The 19,889-nt window shown below is 43.0% G+C and carries 20 protein-coding genes; 4 read left to right on the plus strand and 16 right to left on the minus strand.

Features of this window, described 5'->3' with window-relative positions; all coding sequences use genetic code 11:
- Positions 1-7 precede the first annotated feature (7 nt).
- The 3 genes from MHN30_RS22430 to bioH form a co-directional block, all read right to left on the minus strand.
- A complete protein-coding gene (locus tag MHN30_RS22430; protein WP_222241690.1) occupies positions 8-892 on the minus strand; it encodes a putative metalloprotease CJM1_0395 family protein in 885 nt (294 codons plus the stop codon).
- A complete protein-coding gene (locus MHN30_RS22435; protein WP_239361174.1) occupies positions 892-1,200 on the minus strand; it encodes a hypothetical protein in 309 nt (102 codons plus the stop codon). Before MHN30_RS22435 ends, MHN30_RS22430 begins: the two co-directional genes overlap by 1 nt.
- A 104-nt stretch (positions 1,201-1,304) precedes the next feature.
- Positions 1,305-2,036 carry a pimeloyl-ACP methyl ester esterase BioH gene (bioH, locus tag MHN30_RS22440; protein ID WP_239361176.1) on the minus strand — a complete coding sequence of 244 codons (732 nt, stop codon included), beginning with the start codon at positions 2,034-2,036 and terminating at the stop codon, positions 1,305-1,307.
- Positions 2,037-2,093: 57 nt separating this feature from the next.
- On the opposite strand from bioH, the gene MHN30_RS22445 reads away from it, so the two are divergent.
- Positions 2,094-2,765: a ComF family protein gene (locus MHN30_RS22445; RefSeq protein ID WP_239361178.1), complete on the plus strand. Its 672-nt coding sequence runs from the start codon at positions 2,094-2,096 to the stop codon at positions 2,763-2,765.
- Between the two features lie 85 nt (positions 2,766-2,850).
- Here the strand turns inward: MHN30_RS22445 and MHN30_RS22450 are convergent, their stop codons facing one another.
- Positions 2,851-5,373, minus strand: a complete 2,523-nt coding sequence (locus MHN30_RS22450; protein WP_239361179.1) for a M14 metallopeptidase family protein — start codon at positions 5,371-5,373, stop codon at positions 2,851-2,853.
- 145 nt (positions 5,374-5,518) lie between these two features.
- On the opposite strand from MHN30_RS22450, the gene nfuA reads away from it, so the two are divergent.
- Both nfuA and MHN30_RS22460 read left to right on the plus strand, forming a co-directional pair.
- On the plus strand, positions 5,519-6,094 hold the full coding sequence (nfuA, locus tag MHN30_RS22455) for a Fe-S biogenesis protein NfuA (protein WP_010378467.1): 576 nt from the start codon (positions 5,519-5,521) through the stop codon (positions 6,092-6,094).
- Positions 6,094-6,372, plus strand: coding sequence for a hypothetical protein (locus tag MHN30_RS22460; RefSeq protein ID WP_130163396.1), 279 nt, complete (start codon positions 6,094-6,096; stop codon positions 6,370-6,372). Before nfuA ends, MHN30_RS22460 begins: the two co-directional genes overlap by 1 nt.
- Positions 6,373-6,382: 10 nt before the next feature.
- Here MHN30_RS22460 and MHN30_RS22465 read toward each other — a convergent pair whose 3' ends face one another.
- Positions 6,383-7,651, minus strand: coding sequence for an MATE family efflux transporter (locus MHN30_RS22465; RefSeq protein ID WP_239361180.1), 1,269 nt, complete (start codon positions 7,649-7,651; stop codon positions 6,383-6,385).
- A 27-nt stretch (positions 7,652-7,678) separates the two neighbouring features.
- Here MHN30_RS22465 and MHN30_RS22470 point away from each other — a divergent pair, with 27 nt between their 5' ends.
- Complete coding sequence (locus tag MHN30_RS22470; protein ID WP_239361181.1) at positions 7,679-8,722, plus strand: polysaccharide deacetylase family protein; 1,044 nt, start codon at positions 7,679-7,681, stop codon at positions 8,720-8,722.
- A 33-nt stretch (positions 8,723-8,755) separates the two neighbouring features.
- Here the strand turns inward: MHN30_RS22470 and MHN30_RS22475 are convergent, their stop codons facing one another.
- From MHN30_RS22475 to MHN30_RS22525, 11 genes are all read right to left on the minus strand, one after another.
- Positions 8,756-9,784: a chemotaxis response regulator protein-glutamate methylesterase gene (locus MHN30_RS22475; protein WP_239361182.1), complete on the minus strand. Its 1,029-nt coding sequence runs from the start codon at positions 9,782-9,784 to the stop codon at positions 8,756-8,758.
- A 9-nt stretch (positions 9,785-9,793) separates the two neighbouring features.
- The gene (gene cheD / locus MHN30_RS22480; protein WP_239361183.1) at positions 9,794-10,408 is read right to left on the minus strand and encodes a chemoreceptor glutamine deamidase CheD; all 615 of its coding nucleotides are present in this window, start codon (positions 10,406-10,408) and stop codon (positions 9,794-9,796) included.
- On the minus strand, positions 10,395-11,225 hold the full coding sequence (locus MHN30_RS22485) for a protein-glutamate O-methyltransferase CheR (RefSeq protein WP_239361184.1): 831 nt from the start codon (positions 11,223-11,225) through the stop codon (positions 10,395-10,397). Before MHN30_RS22485 ends, cheD begins: the two co-directional genes overlap by 14 nt.
- Positions 11,226-11,277: 52 nt before the next feature.
- Positions 11,278-13,965: a methyl-accepting chemotaxis protein gene (locus tag MHN30_RS22490; protein WP_039490864.1), complete on the minus strand. Its 2,688-nt coding sequence runs from the start codon at positions 13,963-13,965 to the stop codon at positions 11,278-11,280.
- A 1-nt stretch (position 13,966) separates the two neighbouring features.
- Positions 13,967-14,488: a chemotaxis protein CheW gene (locus MHN30_RS22495; protein WP_039490862.1), complete on the minus strand. Its 522-nt coding sequence runs from the start codon at positions 14,486-14,488 to the stop codon at positions 13,967-13,969.
- Positions 14,485-16,575 (minus strand): chemotaxis protein CheA, encoded by a 2,091-nt coding sequence (locus tag MHN30_RS22500; RefSeq protein ID WP_039490860.1) that lies wholly within the window; start codon positions 16,573-16,575, stop codon positions 14,485-14,487. Before MHN30_RS22500 ends, MHN30_RS22495 begins: the two co-directional genes overlap by 4 nt.
- An 18-nt stretch (positions 16,576-16,593) precedes the next feature.
- On the minus strand, positions 16,594-16,956 hold the full coding sequence (locus tag MHN30_RS22505; RefSeq protein WP_010378447.1) for a response regulator: 363 nt from the start codon (positions 16,954-16,956) through the stop codon (positions 16,594-16,596).
- A gap of 9 nt (positions 16,957-16,965) precedes the next feature.
- On the minus strand, positions 16,966-17,238 hold the full coding sequence (locus MHN30_RS22510) for an STAS domain-containing protein (RefSeq protein WP_010604348.1): 273 nt from the start codon (positions 17,236-17,238) through the stop codon (positions 16,966-16,968).
- A gap of 155 nt (positions 17,239-17,393) precedes the next feature.
- Positions 17,394-17,987 carry an SCO family protein gene (locus MHN30_RS22515; RefSeq protein ID WP_130163393.1) on the minus strand — a complete coding sequence of 198 codons (594 nt, stop codon included), beginning with the start codon at positions 17,985-17,987 and terminating at the stop codon, positions 17,394-17,396.
- Entirely contained in the window at positions 17,984-18,883 is a 900-nt protein-coding gene (cyoE, locus tag MHN30_RS22520; RefSeq protein WP_130163392.1) for a heme o synthase, read from the minus strand. The genes MHN30_RS22515 and cyoE overlap by 4 nt, the downstream gene beginning before the upstream one ends.
- Positions 18,867-19,880, minus strand: a complete 1,014-nt coding sequence (locus MHN30_RS22525; protein ID WP_130163391.1) for a COX15/CtaA family protein — start codon at positions 19,878-19,880, stop codon at positions 18,867-18,869. The genes cyoE and MHN30_RS22525 overlap by 17 nt, the downstream gene beginning before the upstream one ends.
- Positions 19,881-19,889 lie beyond the last annotated feature (9 nt).

A 19,889-nucleotide genomic window follows, 5' to 3' on the forward strand; every position in this document is an offset into this window, starting at 1 on the left:
CCTACGGTTAAATTTGCACTGATAGCGATGCGGGTTGATTAGGCATCGCTACATGTTGATAAAAGTTTGAGATCCTGAGCGATCTTGCTTGGATTTCAGGGTCAGCTTCAATTGGCATCGCAACAGCGTAAGGATCTGCATCCTGCTTAAGCTTGGCTTGCTCTTCTTCACTCTCTGCTTTTGCCTGCTCACCACTCAAGCGGCGAGTTTGAATGTTTTGCACCCGCTTGCTATCACTTTGCTCTTCACCACTGATAGAAGCTTTTGCCAACTCAGCCTGCGCCGCCGAGAGTTTTTGAGTCGCATCTGCTGCGATGGCTCTGTCAGCGCCAGATGGTTCTGCTGGAGCTAACGCTGCCGCTCTCACCGTTTGCATTTTTTCAATCGTGCCCTGCGGATCACCTTCAAGCGGCGCAACGTCGATCATCACCTCACCGCCAATAGCGTAGTTATTACCATCAGGACCGCGCTGATATTCATAACTCGGTGATCCGGCATATTGCCCGCCTACTCTGGCATGAGCCTGCTCATGTAATCTTACTTCTCTATCTCGAGATTTTAATTCTTGAACGACCTGCTCATCTTGCTCTGTTTGTTGCTGCTCTTGTTCATTCTTTTCTTTTTCTTGGCCTTCGCCTTTTTCACCTTGCTCTTTGCCTTGAATGGCTTTGCTTTGCTCTGTTTTACCATCAGAACCGTAAACTTTTGCCTCGTCTACGTTAGAAGAGCGGCCTTTTTCAGAATCGGAAAGGTTGCGGTTTTCAGTGAATGAGGGATTAGTTGGTGCAGGCTTTGGGATCGCTTCACGCAGCTGATTATCGCGTACAACCGTTTCGGTGTACACGTTGGCAGTGTTTAAATTCATCGCCGGTGGTGGCGTTACTATGTTCATTACACTTTAATATCAATCAACGTACCTAGCACTTCATCTGCAGTGCGAATAGTTTGCACATTGGCTTTCGCGTTAAACTCTTCAACTTTTAAGGCTACCACGGATTCGGTCAAGCTTGGGGTTTCGCTCACAGGAGCTGTCACAGCTTCACCGGCACTGGCACCCTGCAACTGCCGCCCAACTGCACGTTCAGAATCGCTTTGTTGATCGATGGCAGCGCGGTTAATATCAGCACTTGCTTGGGCAATCCCCTGAGCAGCGCGGTTATAACCGTCGATTCCATTATTTAACACATCACCTATTGGCATATTCGCACCTAGATAAACCTTTTCTCACTGACTAATTATTGCGCAAAATATCAACAAAGAAAAGTAAAAGCGGCAATTTTTTGCCGCTTTATTGTTCCAAATATCTAAATAATTGATTTAAGGAGTGATAAAAAGGCTTCTTTATGAGAGATAAAAGGCGCATGAGAGGCCTTTGCAAGCGTATGAGCCTTAAAATTTGGATTGAGTACCTGCATTTTCTCTACAGCCGCTTGTGGCACAAGAGAGTCTAAACGGCCGAATATGCCTATTGTGGGGAGTTGCAGCCGTGAAAATTCATCACGTAAGTCCTGCGATTTCAATATCTCCAGTCCACCAGCTAGTGCTTTCGCCTCCGCTTCCGGCAGTGTGCCTAGTAGCGCTTTGAGTTGTTTGATGTCTTCTCTGGCATGTTCACTGCCCATCGCTTGAATAGCTAAAAACCTTTCTATCGTTTTTGCGCTATTGGTTTGCAGTTGAGTCTCAAAGTTGTTTAGCACCTTAGGGGCTATTCCGGGCCAATCAGCTTGCTCACAAAAAAATGGCGTTGAAGCGACCAAAATAACCTTGCTAACTTTGTCTGGAAAATGAGCAGCTAAATACAATGCAAATAACCCCCCCAAAGACCAGCCTATCAGCACGCTTTGTGGCATCAGCTGCTCAGCAATAAGTAAAGCGTTACGCTCAAGAGAATAATCGCCCTCGGCGCTTGGTGTGCCACCAAATCCAGGAAGATTGACCGCTTTAATTACTGTTGTAGGTGCTAAAGCTTCCTCGCATAACTGCCACACCGCTTTGTTCATCCCCCAACCATGGAGCAGCACAACTTCATTTTGCATTTATCTGTTCTCTATACCAAACTTGACGCCATGATAGCTAACCCGGGATGGAAAGCAATGATCCAACTTAATCGGTTATTACCTAAAAAGTGGTGTCAGCCTTGTGTATGTTGTGAACAACGCACAACAGAAGCCTTGCTTTGTCCACACTGCTTACACGCCTGCTTAGACTTTATGGATCAAGAGATTAATCTACTTAATTACCCCAATATTCAACGCATGGTTAGCCTTGAAGACTGCGATGGGTTAACCGTAGCGAGTTGGTACCGCACGCCTATAAACACATGGTTGCAAGGAGTAAAGTTTAACCACAGCAAAGCCTATCAATGTGCCTTGAACCTGCTGGCTCAAACACTATGGCAGCGCTTCAGTGAAGAGGATACTTTCCCCGTAGACCTTGTTTGTTGTATGCCACTACACCGAAGACGGTTAATCCGACGAGGTTACAATCAAGTTGAGCAAATTTGGCAAGGGCTACCACTCACCCAGACAGTACTCAAAAGAACAAAGCACACCAAGCCGCAATCTGAGCTGACCAAGGCTAAACGAAAGCGTAACTTAAACAATGCCTTTGTGCTCTGCCAACCTGTTGAAGGAAAAAATATCGTATTACTTGAGGATGTGATCACAACGGGCGCGACCATGAATGCAGCGGCAAAAGTGTGTAAACAAAATGGGGCGAAAATGGTGTGGGCGATGGCTATCAGCCTCACACCATTCGACGCTTAAAAGCGTATTATTTGCTTGATATTACGACAATAGATATCAATCAAATCGCTAAAAATCTTACAGCACAGATAAGCTGTTCTGGACCTTATATGCCGTGTGCAAAGAACAACGCGTTATTTAGCAGTCGGCTAGAACCGAACCAAAAGCCACGAAATACCGGATTGTCAGTCATTCCTACAGCCACTCCACGTCCAGACTTTGACGCAATCAAGACAGAAGAACCTGCGATCTGTTCAACGTTAATATTATCAGCATACCCTGCCAATAAAGGCTTTTTAGTATACGTCAACGACTCGATAAATGGCTTGTTATTACGATGCATCACCCAAGTGCTATTTTTAAAGACGGGCAATTCCCGGTTCTCAAAGCCAAAAGACAAAGGATGGCTTAAATCCAAACGCGCATCAAAAATTGCGCCGGCAATCCGCTGTTTTGCCGAAAGGCTATCTCGATCTGCAAAGGTAAGATTTTTGCTGTCAAACTGAGCTCGCATTTCTTTGCTTGAAACCATTTCAGCGTCTAGTAGCTGCTGTTCGATTAGCCACTGCGCACCACGCTTTTGCCCCCAAATCACACCGCCTTTAGCAACCCAACTCAAGAGCTTGGCTTTGCTCTTGTCACTTAAATCTCCATATTTACCATCAGCCAATAAAATGTGGGTATAGCGTGTAAGATCGAGTTTCTCGATATGCTGCTTTTCCACAATCGACGGGGCTAGTTTTAAATGCCTATCCAAATGATACCAAAGCTCACCCGCTTCATATTGACTTACACCCGCACCACCTATGATGAGGACTTCTGGCTTTTGCAGCTGCAGCATTTGTCTTGACCCAAAATCGACGCCACTTTGGGTCATGCCTGTAGTCACACTATATACTGGAAGTGAAAGCTCTCTGGCGATTGTTTCAAGCTGAGTAAACCAGTCCGCTTGCTGCTGAATACCACTTGCTATCACCAGTGTCCCGGCCTGAAAGTCATGAGAGCCTGAGGTGGTTGATGCTGAAAATGGTGACATTGCAGCTGCTACTTTCACTCCAGCCTGTAAGAGGCGATTTGCTAATTGTGGCGCCAGGTAATGATGCCACTCTATGGTGTAGGCATAACTTCCTGTAACGGGAGCCAATAGATTTGAGTCAGTGCTCGATTCACCTTGAAGCTTTAAACCCCAGCCACTTTTTACTGCGGCAAAATCTAAATCATAAGCATACGGCATCGTCCAACCTGAAACATCATAGAACGTGTTGTCCTTAAAATGTGTCTGTGTGCTAAATAGTGCTTTTATCAAGCGATATTGCGGCTGGGCTAGTGGAATGTATAAATCCCCTTGCTGATATTCGGTGTTATCAACCTCTTTGGCTTTTGAGAGGTATTTCACCTCAATCTGATGCTGCTTCAATAAATCCACAAACGCTTGAAAACGGTAGTTATCTTTGCCACGAGCAACAACGTAACCGTTGATTTCATCTTTACTCGCAAGCTCGTTCACTTGTTGATAAAACTGCTGCTGATAATCAAGTAAAGCGCGTCGATGCGTCGTGCTGGCTTGAAATGTCGAGAGACTCGTCGTGACCTGATTTTTAATCGTTTCAGGAAAACTCAACACGCCATACTGAGTTTCTTGTGCATGCCCTCTACTACTCGCTTGTTCGAATAAAATGCCAACCGCACCATTTACGTCGGGGTACGTAGAACCTTTGCCATAATAAAAGTCATCAAAACTCTCTTGAGTAAAATATAACTCCCCTTGCGCATCAAGAGCTTTGGCATGAAACTTACCAATCTCGTTGGTTAGCACTACGTTTTGTAATGGGGTAATTGGGTGAGTCCTTGATGGGATCCCTGGTTGGAAAAAATACGTACTATTTGGTCCCATTTCATGAAAATCGGTCAGTACGTTAGGTTTCCAACGATGGAACGCTTTGATCCGTGCTTTTGATTCAGGATGCTGTAGTAGTAACCAATCACGATTGAGGTCAAACCAATAATGGTTAGTGCGACTAGAAGGCCAAGACTCATTATGCTCACGATGTGCAGGATCGGTTGATAGAGACATGCTCTTATTGGCGTTTGCCCATGTAGCAAAACGTGATAAGCCATCAGGGTTCAAAGCTGGATCTAACAATATCACCGCATTATCAAGGAGCTGCGTAACTGACTCGCCCTGCGCCGCAGCTAAATAATATGCCATGAGTACCGCGGCATTGCTTCCTGAAGACTCATTACCGTGCACGCTATAGCCCATCCACATCACAACAGGCTGGTCTGAACGGTTTTGGCTACTGCTCAATGAAGCAATATGATCTTGCTGAATACGTGCCAAGTTTTGTTGGTTTTGTGGCGAGCTCGCTTTTAGGAGTAACAAAGGACGTCGCTCATGGCTAAACCCGATTGTTTCGACACTCAACCTTGGGCTTTCACTTGCAAGGGTATGTAGATAATTAACGATTTGATCGTGGCGCAAATGCCACTGCCCAACTTCATATCCAAATGCTTGTTTTGGCGTAGTTATTGTAGGATCAAATTTTACTTCATCGCCAAAATAATAGGCAATGGGCTTGGCCTGCAAGCTAAAGCTCAACAGCACGATAATACAGCTTATTAACCGCATGATAATGTCCTTTAATTCCGATTACTTTTCAAGCTAACAAGCGCACCGTCGATTGCCAAATTTTTACGCCGAACACTAGCGACAACACGACGAGGAGAGTATGATACGTATTAACCGAGTAATTTAGTCAAGTATAGAGCGAATTATGATCCATATTTCAGATTCTGCCCAAAGCCATTTCGCGAAACTATTAGCCGATCAGGCTGAAGGCACTAATATTAGAGTTTTCGTGGTTAATCCAGGCACCTCTCAAGCTGAGTGTGGCGTGTCATATTGCCCAGCAGATGCCGTTGAACAAAGCGATATCCGCTTACCGTTTAATGGTTTTGAAGCCATCGTTGATGAAGAAAGCGCACCATTTTTAGAAGAAGCCGATATCGACTTCGTTACCGATAAAATGGGGAGTCAGTTGACGCTTAAGGCACCAAATGCCAAAGCTAAACGATTACGTGATGATGCGAGCCTTGCTGAGCGCGTAGAGCACATGCTTGTGACAGAAGTAAATCCACAACTGGCCAATCACGGTGGTCAAGTTAGCCTAGTAGAAATTACCGCAGATGGTATTGCTGTACTTCAATTCGGCGGTGGTTGTAACGGCTGCTCAATGATTGATGTCACATTAAAAGAAGGCATCGAAAAAGAGATGATCGCTAAGTTTGAAGAAATCAACGGCGTACGTGACATCACGGAACACGCGCGTGGCGAACATTCTTACTATTAATGAGCAAAACCCTCATTTATCGCTTAGGGTCTCACCCTAAGCGAAGCCTCAAATTTTTCCTTTCTGGCCTTGTTATTGTGTTACTAGCGGGCGCTTTTATCGCACTGGGTTACTATCAAGATCATCGCTTTCAAATCGCAGGTTTAGTGCTTTTGCTTCCTGGTTTATGCTGTGCCTTTTACGGTTATATTGGTATTTTTGCTAATCGCTTTTCTCAAGTTATCGAAGCTAGAGAAAAACGCCGCCAAACTCTAAAAGATAACGACCCATTTGCTTAACGCAGCCCCATTATTCGAGTAAAGCGACCTCTCGAGTGAGCTGGTGATATTTATATGCCAAGGTCAATCCACGCAACCCCATAAAACAACTCATCGCAAGCCAGAGTGCATGGTTACCGAGTGGCAAAGCAATCAAAAACGGCAAGAAGAAACCGAATACCGCAGAAACTAACATGCTGTTTCGCATTTCTTTAGCACGAGTAAGCCCAACAAAGATACCGTCAAACAAAAAGCAACTCATGGCAATCAAAGGTAATAGCACCAACCAAGGTAAGTAAGTACCTGCCAATGTTATCACTTCGGGGATATTGGTTAATAAGCTAATGATCCAGCCACCAGCTAGATAAAAAATAGCGCTGTATAAAAGCGCAAATGCAGCCCCCCAAAACAGGCTTACTTTTACCCATAATTGCAATTGCCCCAACGAGCCTTGTCCTTTTGCTCTGCCGACTTTTGCCTCCGCAGCATAAGCAATACCGTCCATCGCAAAGCTGACTAACATCAAAAAATTCAGCAATACGGCGTTAGCCGCTAGCGTGATTTCACCAAGCCTTGCGCCATAGAAAGTCATGAAACTAAAGCAGAGTTGTAAAATCAAGGAACGAATAAAAATATCACGATTCAAGGTGAGTAAACTGAGCCACTCGGCGCGCTTTGGTAGAGTGAACTTCAATGCAATACCGTGACGCCTTGCGACCAATGCGCTCAAAAACAAGGATAAGCCTAATGCCGAATAGTCTGCAATCAGTGAAGCCCAAGCTGCGCCTGCGACTCCCCACTCAAATCCGACAACAAATAAAATGTCCAAAGCTATATTCACTATGTTTGTGAACAACACCAGATAGAATGGCCCTCGTCCGTAATGCATCCCAAGCATAAAGCCCAGCAACACAAGATTTAACATTGCTGCAGGCGCACTAAATACACGGATCTGAAAATATAATTTTGCTTGCTCAAATACTTCACTAGAAGCATTTGAAAGCTGAGCAATAACTTGGATCAGCATAGGAGATAACACAATCAAACTCATGGCGAAGAGCAGCGCAATGAGCATACTGGTATATAGTGAACGTGTTAGCTTGTCATGGTCTTGCTGGCCACTTGATTGAGCTATCACTCCTGTTGTACTCATTCGCAGAAAACTTGCAAGCCAAAATAGTACCGAGATAGCGCTAGAGCCAAGCGCAATCCCAGCCAAAAAATGCGCATCCCCCATATGACCAATTACTGCCGTATCGACTAATCCTAACAGTGGCACCGTAATATTTGATAGTATCATCGGACCTGCAAGTAGTAAGAGGCTCAGATGTTGCGCTTTATGGCATTTAAAAAATTGATACAACATATTATTTTTGGTTTGGCCCTATTCTCAGCAAATAGTTGGAGTGCGGTTATCTTACAGTATCATCACGTGAGTGAGAAACTCCCAGCGGTCACCAGCGTGAGTGAAGAAACCTTTAAATCTCATCTTAACCACATTAAAGAACATGGTTTTTCGGTGATACCTTTACCACAGTTGTTAGATAGCCTGAAGTCGGGTAAGTCTCTAGCAGAAAAGACGTTAGCTATCACCTTTGATGATGGCTATGAAAACAATATCACTGCGGCGGCCCCAATCCTGGAATCTTTTGGCTTTCCCTATACGATTTTCGTCAACCCTCAACTTATTGACGAAAAGAAAAGCTATGTCATGACGTGGGATGAACTGAGAGCATTAGCAAAACGCGGGGCTATTATCGCAAATCATAGTGCTAAGCACGATTACCTCCATCTCAAACTAAAAAATGAAACAGTGGCACAATGGCGTGCGCGTGTTGAGCACGATATCACATGGTCACAACAGCGAATTAAAGAAGAGGTTGGCCACGATTACCCCTACCTCGCATACCCTTACGGCGAGTTTAACCATGAATTACAAAAGCTAGTAGCAGAGCTTGGGCTTATTGGTATTGGCCAACACTCTGGTGCAGTTGGTGTTTCTTCAGATTTTACACGTATCGCTCGCTTTCCCGCATCGGGAAATTACAGCAACTTAGAAACATTAAAAACTAAGCTCGAGACCAAAGCCTTCTCTCTACAAAAATTAGAGTACCTTGACAGCGTCACGAACAATAAAACCCCAGCAATCACGTTGCATTTTAACAATAAGGATTTTCATCAGAGTCAATTTGCATGCTACGTTTCAGGTGTTGGGCAAGCTGAGCTAACGTGGCTATCAGAAACCAGCGTACGTATCCAAACCCCGAAAGCACTATCCATAGGACGGTCACGATATAACTGTACTGCACCTTCAATCAAAGACACAGGACGATATTATTGGTTTTCACAACCTTGGGTTATTGAAAAATAACAGCTTTGGGTAGGAGCAAATTAGCTCTTACCCTTACTTTTTAACCGCGCTCAGCATGGTTTCAGTCACTTTACTCAAAGGTACTAGGCTTTGCACTGCACCAAGCTCGTACGCAGCTCTAGGCATTCCCCATACCACACAGCTAAGTTCATCTTGTGCAAATGTTTTAGCACCTGCGGCTTTCAAAGCTAGCATTGCTTTTGCTCCATCACTGCCCATTCCCGTGAGCATAGCAGCACAAACATGCTTACCCATTGGCACCAGGGAGTTAAATAACACTTCAACGGAAGGTTTATGACGATTAACAGGCTCAGTATCATCTAATCGGCAAACATATCCAGTTGCGGTGTGTGCCACCTTAAGATGTTTGTCTCCCGGTGCTATGAATACATGACCTGGTAATAAAACATCTCCCTCTTCCGCTTCTTTGACTGATACCGCACAGGTGCGATCCATTCTTTGTGCGAATGAGGTACTGAAAACTGGTGGGATGTGTTGGGTGATAACAACAGGAGGCGCGTGTGTTGGTAATCGCATAAGCACCTCTCTGATAGCTTCAGTTCCTCCAGTTGAGGCGCCTATGGCTAAAATAGTATTACGCGAAAATGTATAATTACGGCCAATTTCTAATTCGCTTTCCTGTTTTGGTGCTTTAAAAGCCCTCACTCGTGCACCTGCCGCTACTCTAATCTTCTTAACCAGTAAATCAGAATAGAACATTAAGGTATCAGCAACATTGCTGGTGGGCTTAGAAATAAAATCAACTGCACCTAACTCTAGTGCTTCTATCGTGGCGGGTGATCCCTCTTGGGTCAACGTAGAGATCATCACAACAGGCATAGGCCTTAAACGCATTAAGTTTTTAAGAAAATTAATGCCATTCATTTTTGGCATTTCTATATCCAAAGTTAATACGTCAGGTGAAGTAGACTTAATGAGCTCTCTAGCTTCATAAGGGTCTTCCGCGGTGCCAACAACTTTAATACCATCCGCCTGACCTAAAATTTCTTTTAACAACCCACGAATTAACGGCGAGTCGTCAACAATCAGAACTTTGATCATATTTCACACCTAAAATAGCTCAATATCCGTTTTATTGTCTTGAGCCTCAATGTCATGTAAGTAACGCACTTCACGTTGTTCAATTGTGTTATTGTGCATGGTTCGTAACTTTTTCACTTGTGCTTTGCCACTTTGAGGATGAAAGATAACTTTTCTTGGCCAAGGGCCACCTACATCCTGTGAAATTAAATTCAAACTTTCCTCTTCCACATAGGCTTGAGCAAATCTGATATTCCCTTCTCCAATATCAGTCATTGCGCTAATAATTTTTCCACCGCCAAAAAGTTTGATTTTTAAATTGCTTCTAGACGCCCCATTTTTGAGTACTTCATTTATCAGATACTCCATCGCCCAGTTGCCGTAGCGACAATTTAGGTCATCCGCATGTACTTCTCTTAGTGCCTTTGCTCCGGGTAACATAAAGTGATTCATGCCACCAATCCCCAACTTATCGTCATATACGCAGGCGGCAATACAGGAACCTAATACAGTCGAAATCAGTTCGTCCTGCTTGGATACATAAAACTCCCCCGGAAGTACTTTTGCGACGACTTTGGCACGCCCTGAATCCCAAAAGCGTTTTACATGCTCGAAGCCTCTGAGAACAGGTCTAAACTCTCTCATTCAACTGGCCTTTTTGATAAATGGTTTTACCTAGATTTTTAAATTCTAGGTGCTCTTTCCCCATCGTTTCGGAATGCCCGATAAGTAAGTAACCATTGGGAACTAACATGTCATGATATTGCTCAAAGAGTTTGTCTTTGGTTTCTTTATCAAAATAAATTAAGACATTACGACAGAAAATAACGTCAAAGGGCCCTTTCATTGGCCATGGTTCTAGAAGATTAAGTCGTTTAAAATGGATGAAGGATTGCAATTTAGGCTTCACTTTATACATTGCTCCATCAGCACTTCTAAGAAACCATTTTTTGAGCTTATCTTCATCTAAACCCGTGACGTTATTTGCCGTATATTCTCCGAGCCTCGCTTTGCCCAAGACGTTGGAATCTAGATCTGTTGCTAGCACTTTGACGTCCCAACCACTTGGAAAAGCATTCGCAATGGTCATCGCGATGCTATAAGGCTCTTCACCTGTAGAGCATCCAGCAGACCAGATCCGAACTCTTCTGTCGTGTTTATGTCGGGCAATAATTTCAGGAACTATTCTTTTCGTTAAGAACTCGAAGTGATGATTTTCTCGAAAGAAAGAAGTTAAGTTAGTTGTTATTGCATTAATAAAATGACTAAACTCAACATCTTGATTTTCTTCCAAAAAAGATAAATACGCCTCAAATGAATTTAGCCCGTTGGCTCTTATGCGTCTTGCCAACCTGGAATAAACCATTTCCCTTTTATGCGGCCCGAGTACTATGCCGCATGTGTCATAGACCCGAGCCGAAATTTCGGAAAAATCCTTATCGGTCAACAGAAACTCTCGCATCGTCGTATTCCTTCAGCCAACCCCCACTAAGGAATTGATCTATTACCTAACCCTAAAACTCTTCCCACTCTTCCGAGTCATCTGCAAACTGATTACTTCTCGTGTTTTGCTGGGGAGGCTTATTGGAGTTCATTGTCCGTTTTGGTAATTGTTTTTCTGGCGCCTTATAGTTCTTCGGTGACTCAGATATTTCTAAACTACGATGTGAAGATTCATCAAGTGTGAAGAAGTTTAATAATCTTCTCATATCATTTGCTTGCTCAGCCATCGACTCCCCAGCGGCCGATGCTTCTTCAACTAAGGCAGCATTTTGCTGCGTCATTTCATCCATTTGTGACACTGCTTTATTAACCTGCTCAATACCTGAACTCTGCTCAATAGAAGCTTCGGCAATGTCGGAAATCATGTTCGTTACTCGCTTAACTGACTCAACTATTTCTTTTAGTGTTTCACCAGATTCATTAACCAGTAACGTGCCATCTTCGACTTTACTTACACTATCTCTGATTAGATCTTTAATCTCTTTCGCTGCTGCTGCAGAACGCTGAGCGAGATTGCGCACTTCACCAGCAACCACAGCAAAGCCTCGACCTTGCTCTCCGGCCCGAGCAGCTTCAACGGCTGCGTTTAATGCCAAAAGGTTTGTCTGGAAAGCGATTTCATCAATAACACCTATAATGTCAGCAATTTTCTTACTTGAATCATTAATTTCAGACATGCTTTCAACTGCGCGTGTGACTACTTCGCCGCCTTTGGTCGCCTTGTCACAAGTATCTTCGGCCAACTCATTAGCTACTTTCGCGTTATCTGCATTTTGTCTAACTGTGCTCGTCATTTCTTCCATGCTAGAAGCAGTTTCTTCTAGTGAGGAGGCTTGCTCTTCGGTTCGCTGACTCAAATCCGCGTTACCCTGGGAAATTTCATCAGCACCACTGGCAACTAAATTTGCAGAAGTACGGATCCGACCTAACACCTCAGTTAACTTCTCAGCTGTAGTATTTGCGTCTTTTTTCAGCTTTTCATAAGCCCCACGATAATCGCCTTCAATACGTCTGGTTAAATTACCAGTTGCTAAGGCGTCTAACATGTCCCCCATATCTGTAACCGTTTCATCAACTGTAGACACTAAACTATTTAACCCTTTGGTTAGTCGTAAGTAGAAGCCATCTTTCCCATCTTCTGATAAACGAACACTAAGATTACCGGCATTAGCCGACTGAACTAGGCCATTCACCTCTTTCTCGATCGTGACTTCTTTGGTTCTATCTTCCCATTCGACAACGGTGCCCACGCGTTCGTTATTACCATCAAATATCGGATTCGCGACTAGGCCAAAGGTTCTTCCGCCGACAACAATTTCCGTTTTATACTCGGTTTCAAGCCGAGAGAGCATACTGCGTTGGTGACTTGGGTTACGGTGGAATACATCAATATTCGCCCCCAAAAGATGGTTACTATCAAAATTAGGCAGGTCACGCCTTAAATCACTCTCAGCATTTCTCATCATATCTTTCACTGCACGATTCAAGTAAACGATCTCAAACTGCTCATTTGCTATCATCGTATTCGTTGAAACGTTGTCTAATGCTCTTCGGACGCGCAAGTTTTCAGCTGCGGCAGTTTTTTCTTCCTCTTCACGAACTAAACGCTCTGTTTTGTCGTCCCACTCAACGACAGTACCAATCCGCTTTTTCTCATCATCAAACACAGGGGTCGCAATTAAACCAAAGGTGAAGCCAGCGACTTTGATATCTGTGCTGTATACATCGCTCAGTTTCTCAAGCAGGTTTCTTTGATGGCTGGGGTTTGCATGAAATACATCAATACATTGCCCTACAAGTGTATCCACATCAAAGTTCGGTAATGATTTTCTAAGCTGCGTTTGATTGTCTCTCAGCATTCGCACAACCGAATCATTAACATAAATAATATTCAACCCTTCGTCCGCTAGCATTACGTTTGCCTGACAAACGTCCAGCGCGCTCGATATACGAGCATTGTGGCTCGCCAAATCCGCCTGCTTTTTCTCTAACGCTAATTCTCTTGTAAGGTCTTTCCACTCAACTAAAGTCGCGATCCTTTGTCCTTCATCATCGAAAACAGGCGTGGCAATAAGATCAAAGGTCAAACCTGCCACTTTGATTTGTGTGACATATGGACGGGTCAAATTAGCGAGTATGCCTCTCTGATGGCTAGGGTTTTTATGGAACGTATCAATGTTGGCACCAATCAAGCTATCAACATTAAAACCAGGTAACTCTTGCTGTAACTTAGCCTGATTTTTACGCAGCATACTGGTTACTGAATCGTTCAAATACACAATGTTGAGAGAGGCATCTGCAAGCATAACATTGGCCTGACAGACCTTTAAAGCTAGCAACAAACTATGGCTATGGTCTTGACCATCTACTGCGTCACCATTTAATAAATTAGCAACCGCTTTGTATAAAGATGATTGGCGTGATGCATTACTCGCATTGAGTAAGCTAACATCTTTACTCTCTATCGCGGGAACAATTTCCTCAACATCCTGTAACTTAGAAAGCAGAATGTTTGCGCTTTGCTTAAGTAGTAAAATTGCCAGCACCACACTGACAGCTGCTATAACCATCGCCACATAGGCTTGTGTAGACATATTAATATTCAACATTTGAACACTAATTGCCAAGCCCACAAATATTATGGCACCCGCAATCAGAACTCTATTGTTGAGTTGACTTGCTAATGCTTGATCGCTCATGTTATCCCCCGACAACCAATTGCTCATTCTGCTTTACTTCAAGATCTAATATCTTCTTCAAATTTAAAAGTACGACCATTTTTTCACCAACATTTACAAGTCCTTGTACAAATTGACTATTTTCCGAGTCTTGAAAATCTGGAACATCCTTCGCTGTTTCTTCGTTGATGCTGTATACGTCAGACACCGCATCAACAACTAACCCCATAATTTTTGTTGCCTCTTTTATTACAACGGAGACAACGATAACCACGGTTAGCGCTCCATATTCGATTTGTGGTAAGCCGAATCGAACCCTTAAATCTATGATTGGCACTATCGTGCCACGTAAATTAATCGCACCGTTTACATACATAGGAGCATTTGGAATTGCAGTGACTTCTTCCCACCCTCTTATTTCCTGTACGGCCAGAATATCCATGCCATACTCTTCGCCCGCCATCATAAAGGTGAGAAATTGTGTATCGTCATCTCTGTCTGCAAGCATGACTTGTTCATTAATCGAGGCTTTTTCAGTGATCATGACACCACCTCATCTAACTCTTGTTCTACTAATAACTCTTGAGTTCCTGGACGCTTTAAGCCACTCAGTTTGATAAGACCACTAATATCGACAATTAAAGAGACTCTGCCATCACCTAAAATTGTCGCCCCTGAGATCCCATTTACTTTCTGATAATTCGCTTCGAGACTTTTAATAACGACCTGTTGTTGCGCCAGTAAATCATCCACCAACAATCCCACTTTGTGATTATCACTCTCTACAACTACTAACAGTGTTTTATCCAACTCTTCTATTGCACCACCATGGTTAAATAGTTGATATAGCCTTAGTATTGGTATGTATTCATCTCGTAACCGAAGCACCTCTAAGCCATTACCTACTTTGCTCACTTTTTTAATATCTATTTGTAAAGACTCAACAATAGAAATAAGTGGAATGATGTAGGTATGCTTTGCAACTTTAACCAGTTGACCATCAAGAATGGCCAGCGTTAATGGCAACCTAATTGTAAACGTTGAGCCAACCCCTTTTGCAGAAGTCACTTCAACGCTGCCGTTTAATGCTTGAATATTTCGTCGAACAACATCCATACCCACGCCGCGACCAGAGATATCACTCACTTCATCGGCTGTTGAAAACCCAGGCCTAAAAATAAGTTCATTAACCTCTTCAATAGTCAGCTCATCAGTTGCTTGAATAAGGCCATTGGCAATCGCTTTACTTTTTATTTTTTCGGTATTCAAGCCTCTGCCATCATCCATGATTTCAATCACAATATTTCCACCTTGGTGGAAAGCATTCAGTGTCACCGTACCCACGGGATCTTTTCCGGCTTTAATTCTGTCTTCCGGTGTTTCTAAGCCGTGATCCAAAGAGTTTCTTACTAAATGAACCATAGGATCGGAAATCTTTTCCATCACGGTTTTATCTAATTCTGTTTGCTCTCCTAGCAGCTTTAGTTCAACCTGTTTATTCAACTTCTGTGACGTATCTCTTACTAAGCGAGGAAATCGGCTGAAGACAAAACTAATAGGTAACATCCTGATTCGCATTACATTTTCTTGCAAATCTCGCGTATTATGGGCTAATTGAGCAAGGCCTTCTTGCATCGCAGCAAGCGTGTTTTCGGTCGGTTCTTGCTCGCCTAATTGAGTCAACATAGCTTGGGTAATAACCAACTCCCCTACCATATTGATAAGCGAATCTACTTTATCAATCCCAACACGGATCGAAGTCGACTCTGCTGATTTCTTGCTAGCCTCAGGCTTAGCCTTTGTCGCTGTCGCTGAGGGTGTTTTTGGTACATCAATATTTTGAGTGTCGTTGCTCGACGTTTCTTTCTTCTCACTCTCTGGTTCTGGCGTTGTGGAGACACTCACATCATCTTCAAATAAACCACCACATAAGGTAATAGAAATTTCAGCATCATCCTCAACCCACTCAAATACTTCTTTAATCGCCGACTCTGGATGACTGGTTGTTAAGTATAACCGCCAACTGAGGTAGCAATCCTCTGGATTAAAGTCATCAATTTCAGGTATTGCATCACAAAACGCATGAGTTTCTAAATCCCCCAATTCCGATAGCTCACTTAACATATAGAGCGGTTCGTTACCGGTTTTAAACAAGTGGGGGAGCGGTTTAAAGTCTATTTGATAGGTTTGAGATTCTTGCCCTTGAGGTATGCTATCGGCAGTATCTGAGCTAACACTCTCTTTACCACCTAAAATCTCTTCAAATTTAACTTTCAACTCATTCGCATTGGAAAGATCTGGCTCTTCTTCGGCTTGTAATGCGGTTAGTAAGGCCCTTAAACAATCAACAGATTGGAGCAGCAAATTGACATGTTCAGCGGTCAACTGTCGACGCCCATCCCTGATCTGATCGAGTAAGGTTTCCAACACATGTGTGAAGTTAGCGACAGAAGTAAAACCAAATGTTCCACTGCCACCTTTGATGCTGTGTGCTGCGCGAAATATAGTATTGATCGTTTCTGAGTCTTCATGGCCTGGCTGTAAATTCAGCAGCTCAGCTTCCATTATGTCTAGACCTTCAAAGCTCTCTTCAAAAAAGACATCAAAAAATTGGCTTAAATCAATACTCATATCGACGCCTCTCTGTATCTATCTTATGACTTTTTTCAATACCGCTAGTAGTTGTTCAGGGTTGAATGGCTTCACTATCCAACCTGTTGCTCCCGCCGCTTTACCTTCTGTTTTTTTATCCAATCCAGACTCGGTGGTCAGCATTAGTAAAGGGGTGAACTTATAGTTGGGTAGGCTACGCAGCTCTTTAATAAGTGTGATCCCATCCATTACAGGCATGTTTACATCAGAGATCACGGCATCGAACCCTTGTTGCTTGGCAATAGATAACGCTTCACTGCCATCTTTGGCTTCCGTGACATCAAAACCTGCTTTTTTCAAAGTAAAGCCAACCATTTGGCGCATTGACGCCGAATCATCCACAGCTAAAATCTTTTTCATATTCACCTCTTAATTTTCAATACTATGGAATAAATAATGGGTTAATCCCAACTCATTTACCGCCTGCGCTAAAGCGTCACTTTCACCATGCCATACAATTTTATGTTCTAACGAGAGCAAGTGTTTCTGTACGGCACAGAGCAGTTGTATAGATGCTGTGTCGGCTCTTTGCACTTCACTAATATCAATCGTGATGTCTGATGTTTCCATAGAGTCCTGGAAAATCTGATGGTACAGGCTTTCCACATGGTTAATCGCCATTTCAGGTGGAAGTTTCAACATGAGCTGAAGACTATCCTTGTAAAAATGAGTAATAAAATTAGCTTAGACCGTGATGGTAAAAATGCCACAAAGATTGATTAAAAATCCGCAAATAATTAAAGCGTTAGAGGTAAGATAGTACAACGACACTGGGGTCGACCAGTGTCGATATAAGACTAATTGATGATCTTCTCTAGGTCAGCGAGAAGTAGTTTGTCATCGATTGTAGGGACAGCTCCAGCTGTATGTGTAGGTTTGAAAATAGCCTCAAGCTGACCTTTTGGGTTAATTAATGCTACAGACGCACTATGATCAACATAATACTCTTCTGTCTGTTCCTGATTTATTGCGTAGATTAAACCGAGATCTCTCACAAAAGGAAATAAAGCCGAATGTTCGGCAGATACCGCTTTAAAATCAGGATCAAAGTGCTTGATGTAGGCCAAACGCTTCTCTTCAGTATCTCGGTTAGGATCGACCGATACAAACCATACTTGTAAGTCACCTTTGCTTTTTACGGATTGATATACATGAGTTAATTTCAACAGCGTCATTGGACACACGTCGGGACAGCTGGTGTAACCCAAAAACAGCAAATTCCATTTACCGGTAAAGTCTTGGTTTGAGACAACCTCACCGTATTGATCCCTTAATTCAAACGCATTCACGTCCTTAGGCTTAGGGTACCAAACCACTTTTTCAGAGACATCTGGTGAGGGCCCACAACCAAACAGAATTAACATAGAGATAGTTAAGATAAATTTTTTCATATAAATGCTTTATCCACAAAGAGTGCAATGAACACTATCAAAAGATGCCAGATAGAGAAATAAAATACCCTCATAGCATACTCTAAACTATTTGTTCTCATAAGCTTTGTGGCTTTGTAAATAAAAGCGACATTTGCCATGCCAGAGACCAACAAGTAGATCCAACCAGACATTCCCACTAGGTAAGGTAGCAAACAGACTAAAGTTAAAATGATGGTATAAAATAGCACACAGAGTTTTGTAAATTCGTTTCCATGCGTTACTGGTAACATGGGGACTTCGGCTTTTTCGTAGTCTCGTTTACGAGCAATAGCTAATGCCCAAAAGTGGGGAGGTGTCCAAGCAAAAATGATCATTACTAACAACCAAGGTTCTGCACCAAGCTGACCAGTCTCACTGACCCAACCTAACAGGGGTGGCATCGCTCCTGCTAACCCCCCAATTACTATGTTTTGAGGTGTTGCGCGCTTTAACAATAACGTATAAACCACGGCATAACCGAATAGCGCGGCTAAGGTAAGTAGCGCACATAACTGATTGGCGAAAATAGTTAATAGAACATACCCAGAAATAGCGAGGCCTGTCGCAAAGATTAAAGCTGATGATACAGAAACAGAGTCTGTCGCTAACGGTCGGTTTCGTGTTCGCGCCATCTTTTTATCTATTTCTCTATCCACGATATGATTTACAGCTGCTGCACTACTTGAAAGTAAACCAATGCCAAACAAACTCATTAATTGTGCCAATAATGTTTTATCACTTTGTGGTGCTAACATCATCCCGACCCAAGCAGTAATAACCAACATACATACTACTTTGAACTTACACATGCCAAAGTAGGCTTTGAATAAAGTAGTTGCTTTTTGAAGCTCTGAAAAACTAGTTAATTGAAGCATATTTTACTCCTACTTTTTGCGCCAGGCTAATAAATAAACACAATTTCACCATTGCTAATAACACCATTGCTGCCATGAAGTTATGGAATAAGGTTAACAACAGAGGAAATTGGAAGTGTACGATTGCCCCCCCCACCAAAACCTGTATCGCAACCAAAGTTAACACAACAAGTGCTGAGCGTCGGAGTAAGCGGTTTTGACCAGCTCTAAGGAGTGGCCAACATGCAGCAAGTAGCGTTAAAACGGTAATAACTGCCCATATCCGATGGATAAAGTGAATAGATACTCTAGATTCGAATGGCAAAACACCAAACTCATAAGTCGCTGAAGCTTCAGGAAGTGTAAATAAACTCTGCCAAGAGAAAAGTTGCAGATTGTCACATAGCGGCAACCCTGTACAATGTGGAGCAGCATAATTGGCAGCAAGCCACCCACCAAGCGCAATTTGTATAATCAACACACCAAGAGCCACATAACATAAACGACAGGTAAGGCTAGTTACACTAGCAGTAATAGTGGTGTATTTCAGCCTTAAAACCAATAACACCAGCAATGCAAGAATACTAAACCCACCTAGTAAATGACCCATCACAATGACTGGCTGTAAATTCATTGTCACGGTCCACATCCCAAGTGCCCCTTGAAATAACACAAGCAATAGCAGTAAGTAGTAGTGACGATTAGGGCTTTTTGTTTTTTGCTTCTTGAACAGCCTTATGCATGCAAGTGCCAAAATAAGTAACCCGAGGAAACTGGCAAAATAGCGATGGATCATTTCAATCCATGCTTTTTCTGCTTCTATTTCTAAATGTGGAAAACTGTCTTTAGCCGCAGATAGTTCATGAGTCTCATTTGGTACTGTTAAAAAGCCGTAACACCCAGGCCAGTCTGGACAGCCAAGTCCCGCATCACTTAAACGTGTGAAGGCGCCAAGTGTCACTACCGTTATTGCGACGAAACAGGCAAATATTGCGATTTTTATTCTTACCTTGGACATATTTACCTC

This window comes from Pseudoalteromonas sp. OF7H-1 (assembly GCF_022347825.1).
Taxonomy (GTDB): domain Bacteria; phylum Pseudomonadota; class Gammaproteobacteria; order Enterobacterales; family Alteromonadaceae; genus Pseudoalteromonas; species Pseudoalteromonas maricaloris.

Coding starts and splice junctions, on each gene's coding strand:
- MHN30_RS22430 (WP_222241690.1), bottom strand. CDS start 892: ATGAACATAGTAACGCCACCACCGGCGATGAATTTAAACACTGCCAAC.
- MHN30_RS22435 (WP_239361174.1), bottom strand. CDS start 1,200: ATGCCAATAGGTGATGTGTTAAATAATGGAATCGACGGTTATAACCGC.
- bioH (WP_239361176.1), bottom strand. CDS start 2,036: ATGCAAAATGAAGTTGTGCTGCTCCATGGTTGGGGGATGAACAAAGCG.
- MHN30_RS22445 (WP_239361178.1), top strand. CDS start 2,094: ATGATCCAACTTAATCGGTTATTACCTAAAAAGTGGTGTCAGCCTTGT.
- MHN30_RS22450 (WP_239361179.1), bottom strand. CDS start 5,373: ATGCGGTTAATAAGCTGTATTATCGTGCTGTTGAGCTTTAGCTTGCAG.
- nfuA (WP_010378467.1), top strand. CDS start 5,519: ATGATCCATATTTCAGATTCTGCCCAAAGCCATTTCGCGAAACTATTA.
- MHN30_RS22460 (WP_130163396.1), top strand. CDS start 6,094: ATGAGCAAAACCCTCATTTATCGCTTAGGGTCTCACCCTAAGCGAAGC.
- MHN30_RS22465 (WP_239361180.1), bottom strand. CDS start 7,651: ATGATACTATCAAATATTACGGTGCCACTGTTAGGATTAGTCGATACG.
- MHN30_RS22470 (WP_239361181.1), top strand. CDS start 7,679: ATGTTGCGCTTTATGGCATTTAAAAAATTGATACAACATATTATTTTT.
- MHN30_RS22475 (WP_239361182.1), bottom strand. CDS start 9,784: ATGATCAAAGTTCTGATTGTTGACGACTCGCCGTTAATTCGTGGGTTG.
- cheD (WP_239361183.1), bottom strand. CDS start 10,408: ATGAGAGAGTTTAGACCTGTTCTCAGAGGCTTCGAGCATGTAAAACGC.
- MHN30_RS22485 (WP_239361184.1), bottom strand. CDS start 11,225: ATGCGAGAGTTTCTGTTGACCGATAAGGATTTTTCCGAAATTTCGGCT.
- MHN30_RS22490 (WP_039490864.1), bottom strand. CDS start 13,965: ATGAGCGATCAAGCATTAGCAAGTCAACTCAACAATAGAGTTCTGATT.
- MHN30_RS22495 (WP_039490862.1), bottom strand. CDS start 14,488: ATGATCACTGAAAAAGCCTCGATTAATGAACAAGTCATGCTTGCAGAC.
- MHN30_RS22500 (WP_039490860.1), bottom strand. CDS start 16,575: ATGAGTATTGATTTAAGCCAATTTTTTGATGTCTTTTTTGAAGAGAGC.
- MHN30_RS22505 (WP_010378447.1), bottom strand. CDS start 16,956: ATGAAAAAGATTTTAGCTGTGGATGATTCGGCGTCAATGCGCCAAATG.
- MHN30_RS22510 (WP_010604348.1), bottom strand. CDS start 17,238: ATGTTGAAACTTCCACCTGAAATGGCGATTAACCATGTGGAAAGCCTG.
- MHN30_RS22515 (WP_130163393.1), bottom strand. CDS start 17,987: ATGAAAAAATTTATCTTAACTATCTCTATGTTAATTCTGTTTGGTTGT.
- cyoE (WP_130163392.1), bottom strand. CDS start 18,883: ATGCTTCAATTAACTAGTTTTTCAGAGCTTCAAAAAGCAACTACTTTA.
- MHN30_RS22525 (WP_130163391.1), bottom strand. CDS start 19,880: ATGTCCAAGGTAAGAATAAAAATCGCAATATTTGCCTGTTTCGTCGCA.